The 15,282-nt window shown below is 64.8% G+C and carries 15 protein-coding genes; 6 read left to right on the forward strand and 9 right to left on the reverse strand.

The features are described from left to right. Nucleotides 1–26 precede the first annotated feature (26 nt). Nucleotides 27–671 (forward strand): GNAT family N-acetyltransferase, encoded by a 645-nt coding sequence (locus tag AC5RU9_RS13685; RefSeq protein WP_494016867.1) that lies wholly within the window; start codon nucleotides 27–29, stop codon nucleotides 669–671. A 126-nt stretch (nucleotides 672–797) separates the two neighbouring features. Here AC5RU9_RS13685 and phoH2 read toward each other — a convergent pair whose 3' ends face one another. Next, nucleotides 798–2,192: an RNA 5'-3' helicase PhoH2 gene (phoH2, locus tag AC5RU9_RS13690; RefSeq protein WP_494016868.1), complete on the reverse strand. Its 1,395-nt coding sequence runs from the start codon at nucleotides 2,190–2,192 to the stop codon at nucleotides 798–800. Between the two features lie 237 nt (nucleotides 2,193–2,429). Then, nucleotides 2,430–3,236 carry an isoprenyl transferase gene (locus AC5RU9_RS13695; protein ID WP_211713133.1) on the reverse strand — a complete coding sequence of 269 codons (807 nt, stop codon included), beginning with the start codon at nucleotides 3,234–3,236 and terminating at the stop codon, nucleotides 2,430–2,432. 107 nt (nucleotides 3,237–3,343) lie between these two features. On the opposite strand from AC5RU9_RS13695, the gene trhA reads away from it, so the two are divergent. Further along, a complete protein-coding gene (gene trhA, locus AC5RU9_RS13700) occupies nucleotides 3,344–3,985 on the forward strand; it encodes a PAQR family membrane homeostasis protein TrhA (RefSeq protein WP_211713132.1) in 642 nt (213 codons plus the stop codon). Here trhA and AC5RU9_RS13705 read toward each other — a convergent pair. From AC5RU9_RS13705 to mca, 3 genes are read right to left on the reverse strand one after another with little or no spacing between them, the layout of a single operon-like run. Next, nucleotides 3,982–6,156 (reverse strand): thioredoxin domain-containing protein, encoded by a 2,175-nt coding sequence (locus tag AC5RU9_RS13705; RefSeq protein WP_494016869.1) that lies wholly within the window; start codon nucleotides 6,154–6,156, stop codon nucleotides 3,982–3,984. The two genes, trhA and AC5RU9_RS13705, sit on opposite strands and share 4 nt — an antisense overlap. Then, nucleotides 6,134–6,478, reverse strand: a complete 345-nt coding sequence (locus tag AC5RU9_RS13710; RefSeq protein WP_494016870.1) for a hypothetical protein — start codon at nucleotides 6,476–6,478, stop codon at nucleotides 6,134–6,136. The genes AC5RU9_RS13705 and AC5RU9_RS13710 overlap by 23 nt, the downstream gene beginning before the upstream one ends. A gap of 60 nt (nucleotides 6,479–6,538) precedes the next feature. Beyond that, nucleotides 6,539–7,444, reverse strand: a complete 906-nt coding sequence (mca, locus tag AC5RU9_RS13715) for a mycothiol conjugate amidase Mca (protein WP_494016871.1) — start codon at nucleotides 7,442–7,444, stop codon at nucleotides 6,539–6,541. An 87-nt stretch (nucleotides 7,445–7,531) separates the two neighbouring features. Between mca and AC5RU9_RS13720 the strand changes: the two genes are divergently transcribed. Together AC5RU9_RS13720 and greA are read left to right on the forward strand one after the other, a co-directional pair. Beyond that, nucleotides 7,532–7,990 (forward strand): DUF4307 domain-containing protein, encoded by a 459-nt coding sequence (locus AC5RU9_RS13720; protein WP_309990875.1) that lies wholly within the window; start codon nucleotides 7,532–7,534, stop codon nucleotides 7,988–7,990. A 152-nt stretch (nucleotides 7,991–8,142) separates the two neighbouring features. Further along, nucleotides 8,143–8,637: a transcription elongation factor GreA gene (gene greA / locus AC5RU9_RS13725; protein ID WP_211713125.1), complete on the forward strand. Its 495-nt coding sequence runs from the start codon at nucleotides 8,143–8,145 to the stop codon at nucleotides 8,635–8,637. Nucleotides 8,638–8,707: 70 nt separating this feature from the next. On the opposite strand, the gene AC5RU9_RS13730 is transcribed toward greA, so the two are convergent. The 4 genes from AC5RU9_RS13730 to AC5RU9_RS13745 all read right to left on the reverse strand — a co-directional run bounded on the left by AC5RU9_RS13730 (nucleotide 8,708) and on the right by AC5RU9_RS13745 (nucleotide 12,876). After that, nucleotides 8,708–9,328, reverse strand: a complete 621-nt coding sequence (locus tag AC5RU9_RS13730) for a rhomboid family intramembrane serine protease (RefSeq protein ID WP_494017132.1) — start codon at nucleotides 9,326–9,328, stop codon at nucleotides 8,708–8,710. 12 nt (nucleotides 9,329–9,340) lie between these two features. Further along, nucleotides 9,341–10,579: a threonine ammonia-lyase gene (ilvA, locus tag AC5RU9_RS13735; RefSeq protein ID WP_211713122.1), complete on the reverse strand. Its 1,239-nt coding sequence runs from the start codon at nucleotides 10,577–10,579 to the stop codon at nucleotides 9,341–9,343. Between the two features lie 3 nt (nucleotides 10,580–10,582). Further along, complete coding sequence (locus AC5RU9_RS13740) at nucleotides 10,583–11,863, reverse strand: AI-2E family transporter (protein ID WP_494016872.1); 1,281 nt, start codon at nucleotides 11,861–11,863, stop codon at nucleotides 10,583–10,585. A 62-nt stretch (nucleotides 11,864–11,925) separates the two neighbouring features. Continuing rightward, the gene (locus AC5RU9_RS13745; protein ID WP_494016873.1) at nucleotides 11,926–12,876 is read right to left on the reverse strand and encodes an aldose 1-epimerase family protein; all 951 of its coding nucleotides are present in this window, start codon (nucleotides 12,874–12,876) and stop codon (nucleotides 11,926–11,928) included. Nucleotides 12,877–12,974: 98 nt separating this feature from the next. Between AC5RU9_RS13745 and galT the strand changes: the two genes are divergently transcribed. Further along, entirely contained in the window at nucleotides 12,975–14,123 is a 1,149-nt protein-coding gene (gene galT / locus AC5RU9_RS13750) for a galactose-1-phosphate uridylyltransferase (RefSeq protein ID WP_494016874.1), read from the forward strand. Then, complete coding sequence (galK, locus tag AC5RU9_RS13755) at nucleotides 14,120–15,280, forward strand: galactokinase (RefSeq protein WP_494016875.1); 1,161 nt, start codon at nucleotides 14,120–14,122, stop codon at nucleotides 15,278–15,280. Before galT ends, galK begins: the two co-directional genes overlap by 4 nt. The last annotated feature ends 2 nt before the right edge of the window (nucleotides 15,281–15,282 follow it).

The raw sequence follows: 15,282 nt of genomic DNA on the forward strand, positions 1-15,282 counted from the left end.
CCCACCCGGCGGGCTAAGCTACGGCGATGACATCGCTGGCAAACATCTGGCCCCCGTTCGGACTCATCCTCACCACCCCGAGGCTCACCCTGCGCGCCGTTCTCGACGCGGATATCCCGTCCGCTGTGGCTGCCGCCCGCTCCGGCGTCCACGAGGCCGGCAAGAGCCCTTTCAGCACCCCATGGGCTGAACTGCCGGAGGACGAACTGGCGCCCAACATGGCCCAGTGGTACTGGCGGTGCCGTGCCAACTTCACGCCGGCTTCGTGGACGCTGCTGCTCGCCGTTTGGCATGAGGACGAATTCCTCGGAGTCCAGGACATCGGTGCCAAGGACTTCGCCACCCTGAAGACAGTCAGCACGGGCTCGTGGCTCAAGCAGTCCGCGCAGGGCCGCGGCTTCGGCAAGGAGATGCGTGCCGCCGTCGTGGGTTACGCCTTCGACTACTTGGACGCGGAAGTGGCCGAGTCCGAAGCCGCCGGCTGGAACAAGCAATCACTGGGCGTATCGACAAGCCTGGGCTACGAACCCAATGGCATCTTCCGCGACGCCTGGGGCGAAAAGGCGGAGGAAGTCCAGAAAGTCAGGCTCACCCCCACCACGTTCAAGCGCCCAGACTGGACCCTCAAAGTCCAAGGCCACGAGAACCTAAAAACCTACCTCAAGGTGTGAATAGCGTAACGGCGGTTGGGTGAAAGGCGAAGGCCAGGCATCCGACAGCGTGCGTCAAAAGCGAGGAACGAGCTAGCACGCAGAGGATGTCTGGCCTTCGCCGCGGTTGGTCTACCGGCCGTTGGGTTAGATTTCAGCCCCTTCGAGCAATTCCGTTACAAGGGCGGCAATAGGCGAGCGCTCGGACCGCGTCAAGGTGATGTGCCCGAACAACGGATGGCCCTTGAGCGTCTCCACGACGGCCGCGACGCCGTCGTGCCTGCCGACGCGGAGGTTGTCGCGTTGGGCCACATCATGGGTCAGGACGATCTTGGAGTTCTGCCCGATCCGGCTCATGACGGTGAGCAGGACGTTCTTCTCCAAGGACTGGGCTTCGTCGACGATCACGAAGGCGTCGTGCAGCGAGCGTCCGCGGATGTGGGTCAGGGGAAGAACCTCGAGCATGCCCCGGTCCATGACTTCTTCCACCACTTCCTGGCTGACCAGAGCGCCCAGGGTGTCGAACACAGCCTGCGCCCAGGGGTTCATTTTCTCGGACTCGGACCCGGGGAGGTAGCCAAGTTCCTGGCCACCTACTGCGTACAAGGGCCGGAACACCACTACCTTTCGGTGTTCGCGGCGCTCAAGCACGGCTTCCAGGCCCGCACAGAGCGCCAACGCGGACTTGCCGGTTCCTGCCCGGCCGCCGATGGAGACGATGCCCACCGATGGGTCCATGAGCATGTCGATGGCCAGCCGCTGCTCGGCTGAGCGTCCGTGGAGTCCGAAGACGTCGCGGTCGCCTTTGACCAGCCGGACCTGCTTGTCGGCGCCTACACGGCCAAGCGCGGAGCCGCGGTTGGAGAGCAGTACCAATCCGGTGTTGACGGGGAGTTCCGCCGCTGCAGGGATGAAGACGGGCTCGTGTCCGTAGAGCGTGGTGATTTCGTCGTCGTTGGCTTCCACCTCGGCCATGCCTGTCCAGCCGGAGTCTTTGACCAGTTCGTTGCGGTACTCGTCGGCATGGAGACCCATGGCGGAGGCCTTGACGCGCATCGGCAGGTCCTTGGAGACGACCGTGACGTTGTGGCCTTCATTGGCAAGGTTCTTCGCGACCGCCAGGATACGGCTGTCGTTGTCTCCCCCACGGAACCCTGCAGGGAGGACGTCCGGGGAGATGTGGTTCATTTCCACCCGGAGGATTCCACCGTCAGGCCCAATGGGAATGGGGTGGTCCAGGCCTCCGTGTTCGATCCGGAGGTCATCCAGGAGCCTGAGCGCTTTCCGGGCGAAGTAGCCCAATTCGGGGTCGTGGCGTTTTCCTTCGAGTTCGCTGATGACAACGATCGGGACGATGACTTCGTGTTCGGCGAAGCGCAACAACGCGTGTGGGTCGGATAGCAGGACCGAGGTATCGATCACGTAGCTGCGGCCTGTGGCGGACGTGACGGTCCGCGCTTTTTGTGGGACCCGCTTGGCGCGAGAGGTAGCTGCACTTTCCCCGTCGGAAACCATTGCGGGCAGTTGCTCAGAAATAGCCACATCGACTCCAGCCCCGGGCGGTCGCCCGGCCTAATGGTGAAGCGGCTCGGCCGGAAGGCCGGGCGTGGCCTCCCATGTAACTGGTGCGATGTTCCGCTCCATGTACTGGCCTCCCCGATCAGCGGGCGGTTTTGCCTGCTGATGGGATTAACGTAATCCCGGACACATTCATTTCCGCAATCCGTCGTCGGCAAGTCGCATGTCCGGCTCGTTAATTTTCGGTGAACCGGACCGGGGCTAGGTTCCGTAGCGGCGCTGCCGCCCGGCATAATCCCTGAGCGCACGCAGGAAATCGACCTTGCGGAACGCCGGCCACAGGGCTTCGCAAAAATAGAACTCACTGTAGGCGCTTTGCCACATGAGGAAGCCGGAGAGCCGCTGCTCTCCGGAAGTGCGGATCACCAGGTCCGGATCGGGCTGGCCCCGGGTGTACAGGAAGCGCGAGATGTCGTCCACCGAAAGTTCATCTGCGACCTCCGTCATGGAGCGTCCCTTGGCGGCAGCATCGTGCAGCAGTTCCCGCACGGCGTCGACGATTTCGCGGCGGCCCCCATAACCCACTGCTACGTTGACGTGGATCTTTTCATGGACGGGCGTGCGGGAGGTCAGCTTGTTGAGTCGTTCAGCGAGGTAGTCCGGCAGGAGCTCCGGTGCGCCCATGGCGTGGACCGAGACGTCTTCGTCCTCATCGAGGCGGTCCATGGTGTTGGCAATGATGCCCATGAGGAGGTCCAGTTCTTCACCGGAGCGGTTCATGTTGTCCGTGGAGAGCATGTAGAGCGTCACTACTTTGACGCCGAGTTCCTGGCACCAGCCCAGGAACTCGTGGATCTTGTCCGCACCGGCTTGATGGCCCTGGCTGGTGGGAGCGTTGAACTGGCGGGCCCATCTGCGGTTACCATCCACCATCACGCCAATATGCCGGGGGATCTGGTCCTGCTTGAGTGAGCGCAGCAGCTTGCGCTCGTAGAAGCCATAGAGGAAACCGGGCAGCTCCACCGGACTCTCACCTGACTTCCTTGCTTGTACGACGACGGCGCACATCCAAGGCTACCTGCCCGAGCCGTCAAGGCGGTGCAGTCCCCAGTCAAATTCCAGCCAGCAGGGGTTACCCTGCGGTAACTTACCGGAACGTAAGTTATTCTTGAACCATGGCTGAGCTCCTCGAAACCAAGCCCCTCTGGCGTGGGTGGATCCACGCCGTCGCTGCTCCTTTCGCGCTGGCTGCCGGGATTCTTTTGGTGGCGGTCGCACCCACTCCGGACCGCAAGGTCACCTCGGCCATCTATGCGCTGACGGGATTCCTGCTCTTTGGCGTCAGTGCCGTCTACCACCGCGGCAACTGGTCGCCCCGGGTCAGGATGATCCTCAAGCGGCTGGACCACACCAACATCATGCTGGTGATCGCAGGCAGCTACACCCCACTGGCCTGGTCCCTCCTGGAACGCTCCGAAGCCATAACCTTGCTATGGCTCGTGTGGTCCGGGGCAATCGTGGGGGTACTTTTCCGGATCCTCTGGACAGGCGCGCCCCGGTGGCTCTACGTCCCCGTCTACATCGCTTTGGGCTGCGGTGCGTTGTTCTACCTGCCGCAGTTTTTTGCGGCCAACGCCGCCGCGGCGATCCTGATTTGCGTCGGTGGTGCGCTCTATATCGCCGGAGCCGTGTTCTACGGCATCAAGAAGCCGAACTTCAGCGCCACCCACTTCGGCTTCCATGAGCTCTTCCACGCCTTCACGGTGTTGGCCTTCGCGGCACACTTCATCGCCATCATGATGGCGGTCCTGAGCTAACTGGCGGACTGACCGCCCGAAGCCATCGCCGCCAGCCGCGCCAGTATCGCCGGCACGTCGCCCAGGGGCCGTTCACACACCATTCCGTGGCACAAGTAGACCAACGGTTCCCCTTCCGGGCCTCCGGCCCTCTGGAGCAGCAACGGAACGTCGACTGCGGCGTCGGCCGGGGACACGTCGTCGGGGTCCGGCTGCAAAGCGATCACCAGCCCGGGGCTGGGCGACTTCAACAGCGCCAGGTGCAGTTCGCGCCGGAGGGGTGATTCAGGACCTGCGACGGCGGCCTCCACCGGTCCGGCCAGGGCAGCTTGGGCCGTGGCCAGGAGCCATCCGGCAACCCGGGGCGCCTGGGTGGCCAGCGGCGGGAGCAAGCCCAGGATGTTACCGGCCATGACCCGGTGATCGTGCGAGCCCGAATAGGCGGCGTAGGACAGAAGCGCCCCGCCGAAGGCGGAGGCGCCACTGGGCGTGGCGTTATCAGAAGGGTCAAGCGCCGGGTGCTGGCCCTGCGCGTTGAATACCTGCGCGGACTCCCCCGTCGAGTCAGACAGGTAACCGTTTTCGGTGAACCGCGTGCAGGCAGCCTGAATGACGTCCTCCGCAGCGGCGTACCAGCGGCTGTGCCCCGTCACGGCGTACAGCGCAAGGAGACCATCAGCGCAGAACGCATAGTCCTCCAGGAGGCCGCCTATGCCGCGCGCCTGCGAGTCGTGCGAAACGCGCACCAGCTGCCGTGCCCCGCTGTCCCAGTGGACGTCGACCAGGTACCGGGCCGCAGCTTCAGCGGCCTGCACCAGGTCCGGGCGATCCAGGACTGCGCCCGCCTCGGCAAGTGCCGCTACAGCTATCCCATTCCAGCCCGCCACCACTTTGTCGTCCCGGGCCGGCTGGCTCCTGAGGTCGCGGGCGGCGAGCAGCCGGGGGCGGACACGCTCCCAGAGCTGTGCCTCGGCGTGGGTCAATGATCGCCCTGGGTGCAGCGGGGATCCGAGGGCGGACACGGTCCCCTGCGCACCGATATTCATGATGGCAGCGACGGCCTGGGCGTCGCCGGGCCCGAGGGCGTCCATCAGCGCTTCCCTGGTCCAAAGGTAGGTAGCGCCCTCGTGATGCACGCCTTCCACCACTGTGTCGGCGTCCAGGGACGATGCCAGGCCGCCACCCGCGAGCAACAGCGAGTCCAGCATCCAGTCCGCGCACCGTGACGCGACAGCGGCGCCCTCCTCGGCCGTAAAGACCTCATTACCGCCCAGGCGCACCCAGTGCGCGTATACCCGCAGCAGCTGGGCGTTGTCGTAGAGCATCTTCTCGAAGTGCGGCACAGACCAGTCCGCCGTCACCGAATACCTGGCGAATCCGCCGTCGAGCTGGTCGCGCAGAGCCGAACGGGCCATGCCGGCGAGGGCGCGTCCCGCCATGTCGCGCGCGGCGTCCGCCGTATCCGACGGTGCGGCCGCGTGCCGGATCAGGAACTCAAGCACCGCCGACGGCGGGAACTTGGGTGCGTTGCCGAACCCGCCGACGGCGGGGTCCTCAGAGCGGGCAAGAAGCCTGACGGCCTCGGCGAGAACCGCGGGATCCAGCAGTTCAGGAGGCCCGTCGAGCCGGACAGCCGCCGCCATTTGGGTGTTGGCCATGTTGACTGCCAACCCCCTGGCGTTTTGCTCCACCCCATCGCGGCGTTCCACCCAGGCGTCATGGACAGCTTCCAGGACATTGCGGAACGACGGCCTGCCCGGCAATGGGGTGGGCGGAAAGTAGGTGCCCGCATGGAAGGCAAGGCCCTCCGGGGTGAGGAACACTGACATCGGCCAGCCACCCTCGCCGCTGATGGCCTGGGTGGCTGCCATGTACACGGAGTCGACGTCGGGCCGCTCTTCGCGGTCCACCTTGACCGGCACGAAGTGCGCGTTCAGATAGTCGGCAGTTTCCTGGTCCTCGAAGGACTCGTGGGCCATGACGTGGCACCAGTGGCAGGCGGCGTAGCCGATGGAAAGAAAGACCGGCAGGTCGCGCTCGGCAGCGAAGGCGAAAGCCTCATCACCGAAAGGCCGCCAGTACACGGGGTTGTCCGCATGCTGCCGCAGGTAGGCAGAGGGCTCCGAGCCAAGGGCGTTTCCCGCCCCTGGCCAGTTGTGCCCGCCTGGGTCAGCGGATCCCGGGTCCGGCATCGCCGTTCTCATCCGAGCGGTCGCCGGCTTGCGCGGGCTCGACGGTTCCCGTGGGCTCGCCGGTTCCCGTGGGCTCACCGGCTTGCGCGGGCTCGCCGGCCTCGGCCGCCAGGCGGGCTTCCTCTACCTGTGCCCGGTAGCGGACACGACGGATACGCCGCACCATGTCCACAATGAGGAACGTCGTGAGGATCACGATGAAGGCCGTCAGGACGAAGCCCCAGGTACCTGGCGTCACCTGATCCTCGGACAGGCCGGGCCGCAGCGTGCCCGTGGGATCGGGCGACGGGGTAACGGTCAGGGCGAGTAGCAAGTGGTGCACGTTCAAACCTTCTATGGGAGCTGATGCAATTTCTACGAGCGATAGAAACTGCCGGCGTTCCTATCTTATCCCTGCGAAGAGGTCCTTCTCCGGCAGTTCGGACGGGACCCGCGAGGTGACCAAGGTGTAGTCCTCCCATGGCCACACCTTTCGCTGCAGCTCCGGTGACACAGCGAAGAAGAACCCCAGCGGGTCGATCTGGGTCCGGTGTGCCCGCAAGGCGTCGTCCCTGGCCTCGAAGAAGTCCCCGCAATCCACCTGGGTGGTTGTCTGGTGCGCAGGGACCGGCGGGGTGTGGCCCTCGGCGTCGGCTTCCAGCCACGCCGCGAGCCGTTCGGCGTAGGGCGATTGCAGGCCGGCTTCTTCCAGGGCGAAGTGCAGGGCACGGAACCGTTCGGGGCTGAACGCGCGGTCATAGTAGAGCTTGCTCGGCGCCCAGGGCTCCCCTAGTCCGGGATACCGATCAGCATCGCCTGCGGCTTGGAAGGCTTCCACAGCCACCTTGTGGGCCATGATGTGGTCCGGGTGCGGGTACCCTCCATTTTCGTCATAGCTCAGGATGACGTGGGGCTTGAAGTTCCGGACCAAGCGGACCAGCGGCGCCGTTGCCCGTTCCAAAGGCTGCAAGGCGAAGCAACCCGCGGGCAGCGAAGGGAGCGGATCGCCCTCGGGCAGTCCCGAGTCCACGAAACCCAGCCACCGCTGCTTGATACCGAGGACGGCCGCTGCGTTGGCCATCTCCAGGCGCCGTGCACCGGCCATGTCGCGCTTGGGGTGCGGGGCATCCTCCATGGCGGGATTCTGAATGTCGCCGCGCGACCCGTCCGTGCACGTGGCAACCATGACGTCCACTCCAGCCGCGGCATACATTGCCATGGTCGCCGCACCCTTGCTGGACTCATCATCCGGGTGGGCGTGGACGGCGAGCAGCCTCAGCTGCTGGTCGGAACTGCTGGACGCTGTCACGTGACGGCTCCTCTTTCGTGTAACGGGTTTGTGTAACGGGCATGCGGGGCGGTGAGCGGGCGCCGGGATCGGCACTAAACTGGATGGGTGACTTCAGAGGACCTATCGGCCACCCACGTACCGGCAAGCACCAGCCTAGCCAATCGCTACGGCGGCCAAAAGCACGCCATGACCCGCAAAACCAAGCGGATCATCGTCCTTGTGGCACTGATCGTGGGTATTGCGTTCGCGGCGTGGGTTGCTACGTCCTCGGCCCAAGCCCCCGTCACCTTCAAAGATATCGGGTACAGCACCGTGGATGGCACCCAGGCGGAAGTGGACTACCAGGTCACCAAATATCCCGGCGCAACAGCAAAATGTGCCATCAAGGCCATGGATTCCAAGTTCGCCGTGGTGGGCTGGAAAGTGGTGGAAATCGGCCCCAACCAGCCTGAACAAAGCGCCGACGGCGGCCGGACCACTGCACAGCGCACCGTCCTGCGCACCGAGTCCCCGGCAGTTTCCGGCGTGGTGGACAGTTGCTGGATCGTGGACAGCGGAAAATAACAATCATGTGACCCACGACTCAACCGGTTTGGGTTCGTCCAGAGGATTTACTACAATGGATGAAACCTTCACCCCGTTAAGTTGGTTACTGAGTTCCATGAGTGGCCACCTAGGCGGGGTCTTTTGCATTGTCAGATCAAGAGGAGAAATCCGTGTCTACCACCAACAGCGCCACTGCAGCTTGGCTTACCCAGGAAGCATTCGATCGCTTGACGGCTGAGCTGGACCACCTTTCCGGCGCTGGCCGGGCGGATATCGTCCAGAAGATCGAAGCTGCCCGCCAGGAGGGCGACCTCAAGGAGAACGGCGGCTACCACGCAGCCAAGGAGGAGCAGGGCAAGATTGAGGCCCGCATCCGTCAGCTCACTGCACTTCTGCGCGATGCCCAGGTGGGCGAAGCACCTGCCGACGACGGCATCGTTGAACCCGGCATGCTGGTTGTTGCCCGCATCGCCGGCGACGAAGAGAAGTTCCTGCTCGGATCCCGCGAAATCGCCGGGGATTCCGATATTGATGTCTTCAGCGAGAAGTCCCCATTGGGCGCCGCAATCATCGGCCACAAAGAGGGCGACAAGCTGAGCTACGTTGCCCCCAACGGCAAGGAAATCCCGGTGGAGATCGTTTCCGCGAAGCCCTACGCCGGCTAAGCTGCAACGCCTTTAACCAACGACGCCGGTCCGCCCCCTCACGGGGCGGGCCGGCGTTTTCCGTGGTGCGTTAGAAGGTAGCGGCGGGTTGGGGTTTAGGGCGCAGCAGGACGGCGGCGATGACGCCACCGACAGCTCCGCCGAGGTGTGCCTGCCAGGAGATGTAGCCCATGACCGTGGGCAGCACTCCAAAGAGGATGCTGCCATAGGCCATGAAGAGCACCACGGACAGCAGGATCTGCCACCAGTTGCGGTTGAAGAATCCCCGCACCAGGAGGAACGCGAAAAGTCCGAAGACCAGCCCGGAGGCGCCCACCGTCACGCCTCCCCCACCGATAAGCCATACGGCCAGTCCGGAGCCCAACCAACTGAAGGCCAAGGCAGTGATGAACACACGGAACCCGGACATGAACGCCAGGAATCCGAAAATGATCAGCGGCAGCGTGTTGGACAGCAGATGGTTGAAGTTGGCGTGCAGGAGCGGGAACGTCAGGATGTCGAGAACGCCATCCAAGGTCCGGGAACGGAGGCCGAATGTGCGGTTGAGGCCATGGAGCATCAGCGTGTTGACGAACTCGATGACGTAGAGCAGGATCACGAAGCCGCCCATGAACAGCAGGCCGCCCTTCGCCCGCCCGGCCAACGATTCCTTAGCCTCTACCGGCGTCCCTTCGGGCATTCCGAGCACCAGTGGTCCCCTCTGTCAGTGCACCACGATTGGCTGGAAGCCCTCGGCCCGCAACGCGCCGAGAACCTGTTCGCCATGTTCGTGGCCCTTGGTTTCCAGGTTGATGGTGATGGAGACGTCGCCCATGCTGATGGATCCGCCCAGGCGGGTGTGGTCGAGTCCGGTGACGTTGGCATCGTTTTCGGCGATGATCCGCGCGATGGTCGCCAGCGAACCGGGACGGTCGTCGAGCATCATGCGGACCGTCATGAACCGGCCGGCCGCCGACAGACCGCGCTGGATGACTTTGAGCATCAGCATGGGATCGATGTTGCCACCGGAAAGCACGACGGCGGTGTTCCCCGGGTTTTCGATCTTGCCGTCCATGAGTGCGGCTACTCCGACGGCGCCGGCAGGCTCAACCACCATTTTTGCCCGTTCGAGCAGGAAGATCAGGGCACGCGCCAACGAGTCTTCGCTAACGGTGACGACGTCGTCGACGAGTTCCCTGATGATGCTGAACGGAAGCTGTCCGGGGCGGCCCACGGCGATACCGTCAGCCATGGTGGTGACCTTCTTGAGCGGCACCAGGGCATCTGCGGCAAGGGACGGAGGGTAGGCGGCAGCGTTTTCTGCCTGGACTCCGATGACGCGGATTTCGCGGCCAAGCTCCTTGGCCCGTGCCTTGATGGCCACTGCCACACCGGCCAGGAGCCCACCACCGCCGACACCCATGAGGATGGTGTCCACGTTGGGGATCTGGTCCAGGATTTCGAGCCCGATGGTGCCTTGGCCGGCTACGACGTCCACGTTGTCGAAGGGGTGCACGAACACTGCGCCGGTTTCGTTGGCATAGCGTTGGGCCTCAGCCAAGGCCTCATCAACGTTGTGCCCATGCAGGACCACTTCAGCGCCATGGCTGCGGGTTGCTGCCAGCTTGGGCAGTGCGACGCCGAGCGGCATGTAGATCCGGGCGTTGATGCCAAGGCTCTTTGCGGCTACGGCCACGCCTTGCGCGTGGTTTCCGGCGGAGGCTGCTACCACGCCGCGCTTCTTTTCGTCGTCCGTCAAGCGGGCCATCCGGACGTAGGCGCCACGGACCTTGAAGGAGCCTGCGCGCTGGAGGTTCTCGCACTTGAAAAAGACGTTTCCGCCCACAAGGCTGCCCAGCGCACGGGACGACTCCACCGGAGTCTTGGTAATAATGCCCTCGAGCAGCTCCTGCGCCTTAAGGACATCGTCCAGCGTGACGGGCAGGGTTTCGAGGGTATTCACTGACTATTCTCCTTTGTTGATGTTGGCCGCAGGGTCCTCCACAGAGGTGCTCCCTGAAACCTTGGTCTTGCTGCCGACGCCTTTGCCGGCACGGGATTGGGGCTTTTGGATGCTGACGTCCTTGAAGTTGGCGTCTGGGCCCGGACCCGTCGAAGCGGTGCCCGGCTGGAGCCCCACGCCGCCCAATCCTTCATCATGTTCCCACGTCCGGCCCGCAATGTAGCGAACTGCCGTGTTTACTACGGCGAGCAACGGCACGGCGAACAGAGCTCCGGGGATTCCTGCCAGGTAGGACCCTGCGGCCACCGAGAGGATCACTGCGACCGGGTGGAGGGCTACGGCCTTGCCCATCACCAGCGGTTGGAGGATGTGGCTTTCGAGCTGCTGGACAAGCAACACGATTGCCAGCATGATCAACGCGTTGATGGGGCCGTTGGCTACCAGTGCGAGCAGTACGGCGATGGCACCGGTGACCAGGGCACCCACCACAGGGATAAAGGAGCCGATGAACACCAAGACGGCAAGGGGCAGGGCCAGGGGAACCTGGATGATGGCTGCACCAACACCAATGCCCACGGCGTCAACGAAGGCGACGAACATCTGGATGCGGACGTAGCTGACCATGGAGGTCCAACCCCGGCGGCCGGCACCGTCTGTGGCCCGGCGCGCTGTCTTGGGCAAAAGACGGACCAGGAATCCCCAGATCCGGCTGCCTTCAAGCAGGAAGAAGATGAGGATGAACAGTGCCAGGACAAGGCCTGCCGCAAAGTGGCCGGCGGTGCTGCCGAAGGACAGGGCACCGCTAAGGATGCTGCTGCTGTTGTTCTGCAGGGCGTTGGCGCCGTCGGCAATGTATTGGTCGATCTGGTCTGCCGTCAGGTGGAGCGGCCCATCTGCCAGCCACGTCTGGATCTGCTGGATTCCGGCCAGCGCCTCTTGCCAGAGCTCGCCGAAGCCGGATACGAGCTGCCTCCCCACCAGGGCCAAGGCACCGGCGATGACTCCAATGAAGCCCAGGACTGTGACAGCGACGGCGGCGCCGTTGGGCATGCTCCGTTGGCGCAGCCAGGCGACCACCGGATAGAGCAGGCCGGCCAGGAGGGCTGCCACCATCACGGGAATAATGAGGAAGCTGACCTTGCCCAGCAACCACACGAGGGCGCCGATCATGAGCAGGATCAACCCTGCCCGCCACGACCACGCGGCGGCAATACGCACCCCGTAGGGGATGTCCTCGGCGATTTGGCGGTCAGAACGTGATCTGGCGTCCGGTGTTGGCGTCATGAACCTATACTTCCGCAGCCCGCGCCGTATGGGAAACCGACCCGCGCCGCGGTGCTGCATGGCTAGAGGGAGGCCGTGATGCCCCAGTTCATGGTGAAAGCTTCGCCGGGGGCCAGCCAGCGCAGTCCGTCGCCGCTGTTGAACGCGTTGGCCGGACCAGTCATGGGCTCGATGGCCACCGCCCTGGTGCGGCCCGGGAACGTGTCGGTGACGAAGACGTGCACATACTGGCAAGCTTCATCCTGTTCGAGGCTCACGCTTCGGCCGTCGGCTGCCGTCAGCGTGTGGCGGGCCAAACCGCCGTCGAACGCCAAGTCTGTCAGGGCGACGTCCACCAGCAGTCCGCCTACTGTGGGCCCTGCGGAAAAATCGTACTCGCCGTCCGCCGGAGCGGCGCTCCTTGGGATGAGCCGGTCATCGGCCACCAGGCGGGTGCCTGCGTGCACAGTCAGTGTCAGGTCCTCCGGTGCTACGTCACCGATGCGCAAGTAGGGGTGGGCGCCCAGGACGAACGGCGCTGCGGATGGGGAGTCGTTGAGCAGTGTCTGCGCGACGCGGAGGTCCAGGGCTTCGTCCAGCTCATAGCGCACCTGGTGCCGCGCCAGGAACGGGTACCCGTGCTGCGGGAAAACAGCGGCTTCCAGGGTCACGGAAAATTCGGACTCGTCCACCAGCGCGTATCCGGTGTTCCGGAGGAGGCCGTGACTGGCGTTGTTGCGGGAGGCTTCGGTGATATCGAGCTGCTGCTTCTTCCCGTCGAGATACCAGACGCCGTCTTCGATGCGGTTCGCCCAGGGTGCCAGGGTGATGCCTGTCGCGCCAGGCGGGATCTGGTCGTCGCCGTAGCTTTCGGTCAGCTGGGTACCGTTGCGGGAGTACAGGCGGAGGCCGGCGGCGAGCTCTGTGACCACGGCGAGCGCGTCGCCCCTGCGAAGCTCGAATTGGCGGCCCGTGGCGAAGCGGCGGGAGGCTGGCTGGTCGGGTTGGTCAGCAGGCGTAGGTGAGGCAGGCATGGCATTACCGTACTGCATCGCGGACGCTCCCCCCTCCCAACAATGTTTGCTTTTGTTAGAAACTATGCGTTTTTGGTCACTTGTGGAATGATGGATCCATGAGTCGCATCACCAGCACACGCCTCGCGGACAGCCGGGAGCTGATCTACTTCGACGACCCCGGGACCCCGGAGCGAACGCCCGGATCCCTGGTGGACCACCGCGAGCTTCCCGCCCGAGGCGAACCGGGCGAAGTCAGGTACGACGCGTTGTCCGGTGACTGGGTGGCCGTGGCCGCCCACCGGCAGGCCCGGACGCATCTCCCGCCCGCAGACCAGTGCCCTATTTGCCCCACGACGCCGGCGAACCCATCCGAGATTCCGGCGCCGGATTACGACGTGGTGGTCTTCGAAAACCGCTTCCCCTCGCTGGGACCTGCGGTGGGCGACATTCCCCCGCTTCCAGCACCAGGCCTCAGCGGCCACGGGGTCAAGGGAGCGGCGTATGGCCGCTGCGAAGTGGTGGCTTTCACCCCGCAGCACACGGGTTCATTCGCCGAACTGGGTGAAACACGCGCCCGCACCGTGATCGAGGCGTGGGCCCAGCGCACCGATGCCCTGAGCGCGCTGCCGGGCATCAAACAGGTGTTCCCGTTCGAAAACCGTGGCGCAGACATCGGCGTCACCCTGCACCACCCTCACGGCCAGATCTACGCCTACCCGTACGTGACGCCCCGCGCGGCCCAGCTCGGCGCGGTCGCCCGTAAGTACTACGACGACGTCGACGCGAAGGAAACGCTGGGCGCCTCCCTGCTCAAGGCCGAGCGTGACGATGGAAGCCGGATGGTGCTGGAGGCCAAGCACTTCAGCGCCTACGTACCTTTCGCCGCGCGCTGGCCGCTGGAAATCCACCTGGTGCCGCACCGCAGCGTCCCGGACCTGGCAGCGCTGACCGGGGAGGAGCGGGACGAACTATCGCACGTCTACCTTGACCTCTTGAAGCGGCTGGACTCGCTCTACCCGACACCCATGCCATATATCTCGGCATGGCACCAGGCCCCGTTGGATCCGGTCCTGCGCCCGGCCGGCCAACTCCATCTGCAGTTGACCTCGCCCCGCCGCGCGGCCGATAAGCTCAAGTACCTGGCCGGCTCCGAAGCGGCCATGGGAGCGTTCATCAACGACACCACGCCGGAGGCCGTCGCCGAGCGGCTGCGCAGCGTTGCCGCGCCGGCCTCCGCCGAAACCCTGGAAGGCACCCGAGCATGAGCACCACCATCGACACCAGCGCCCTCGCCTCCCGCTTCCAGGAAGTCTTCGGAGCCGCTCCCGACGGCGTATGGCAGGCTCCGGGACGGGTGAACCTGATCGGCGAGCACACCGACTACAACGAAGGGTTCGTCCTGCCCTTCGCCATCGACAAAACGGCAAGGGTGGCACTCCGCGTCCGCGACGACTCCACGGTGCGCCTGCTCTCCACGTTCGGTGGCCACGGCCTCGTGGAGGCTGATATCGACTCCTTGGAACCCGGCTCGGGCGAGGGCTGGTCGCGGTATCCGTTGGGGGTGGCCTGGGCTTTGCAGGAACGCGACGTCACCGTCCCCGGATTCGACCTGCTCCTCGACTCCGATGTTCCTTTGGGCGCTGGCCTGTCCTCTTCCCACGCCATCGAATGCGCGGTCATCTCTGCCCTCAACGACCTGACCGGCGCCCGTTTCGCGGCCGAGGAACTGGTGCTCGCCACCCAGCGCGCCGAGAATGCCTTTGTTGGAGCACCAACGGGAATCATGGACCAGTCGGCCTCCTTGCGGGGAGCCAAGGGGCACGCGGTCTTCCTGGACTGCCGCGACCAGCACGTGGAGCTGGTCCCCTTCGATGCCGAGGCGTCAGGCTTGGTCCTGCTGGTCATCGACACCAAAGTGTCGCACTCCCACGCCGACGGCGGTTACGCCTCCAGGCGGGCGTCCTGCGAGTTGGGTGCCGAGATCCTTGGGGTCAAAGCACTGCGCGACGTCGGTGTGGAGCGTTTGGAGGAAGCTTCCGGCCTGCTGGACGAGACCACGCTTCGACGGGTCCGGCACGTCGTCACCGAAAACGACCGGGTCCTCCAAACAGTGGAAATCCTTGGTACGCAGGGTCCAGCCTCCATTGGGGCGCTTCTGGATGCCAGCCACGCCTCCATGCGGGACGACTTCGAGATCTCCTGCCCGGAACTCGACCTCGCCGTGGACACGTCCCGGTCCGCCGGCGCCATCGGTGCCCGCATGACCGGCGGCGGTTTCGGTGGCTCGGCCATTGCCCTGACCCCGGTGGGCCAGGAGCAGCAGGTGCGCGACGCCGTCGTGCGTTCCTTCGCGGACGCGGGCTTCACGGCGCCGGACATTTTCACCGTTACCCCTGCAGCCGGCGCCTTGCGCCTGGCCTGATG

The sequence above is a fragment of the Arthrobacter sp. B0316-5-4 genome (assembly GCF_059090325.1).

What these genes read in the sequence shown, in the direction of transcription:
- galT (WP_494016874.1), top strand. Translation starts at nt 12,975, where the DNA reads ATGAGTCGCATCACCAGCACACGCCTCGCGGACAGCCGGGAGCTGATC.
- galK (WP_494016875.1), top strand. Translation starts at nt 14,120, where the DNA reads ATGAGCACCACCATCGACACCAGCGCCCTCGCCTCCCGCTTCCAGGAA.
- AC5RU9_RS13745 (WP_494016873.1), bottom strand. Translation starts at nt 12,876, where the DNA reads ATGCCTGCCTCACCTACGCCTGCTGACCAACCCGACCAGCCAGCCTCC.
- trhA (WP_211713132.1), top strand. Translation starts at nt 3,344, where the DNA reads ATGGCTGAGCTCCTCGAAACCAAGCCCCTCTGGCGTGGGTGGATCCAC.
- AC5RU9_RS13685 (WP_494016867.1), top strand. Translation starts at nt 27, where the DNA reads ATGACATCGCTGGCAAACATCTGGCCCCCGTTCGGACTCATCCTCACC.
- AC5RU9_RS13740 (WP_494016872.1), bottom strand. Translation starts at nt 11,863, where the DNA reads ATGACGCCAACACCGGACGCCAGATCACGTTCTGACCGCCAAATCGCC.
- AC5RU9_RS13705 (WP_494016869.1), bottom strand. Translation starts at nt 6,156, where the DNA reads ATGCCGGACCCGGGATCCGCTGACCCAGGCGGGCACAACTGGCCAGGG.
- AC5RU9_RS13695 (WP_211713133.1), bottom strand. Translation starts at nt 3,236, where the DNA reads ATGTGCGCCGTCGTCGTACAAGCAAGGAAGTCAGGTGAGAGTCCGGTG.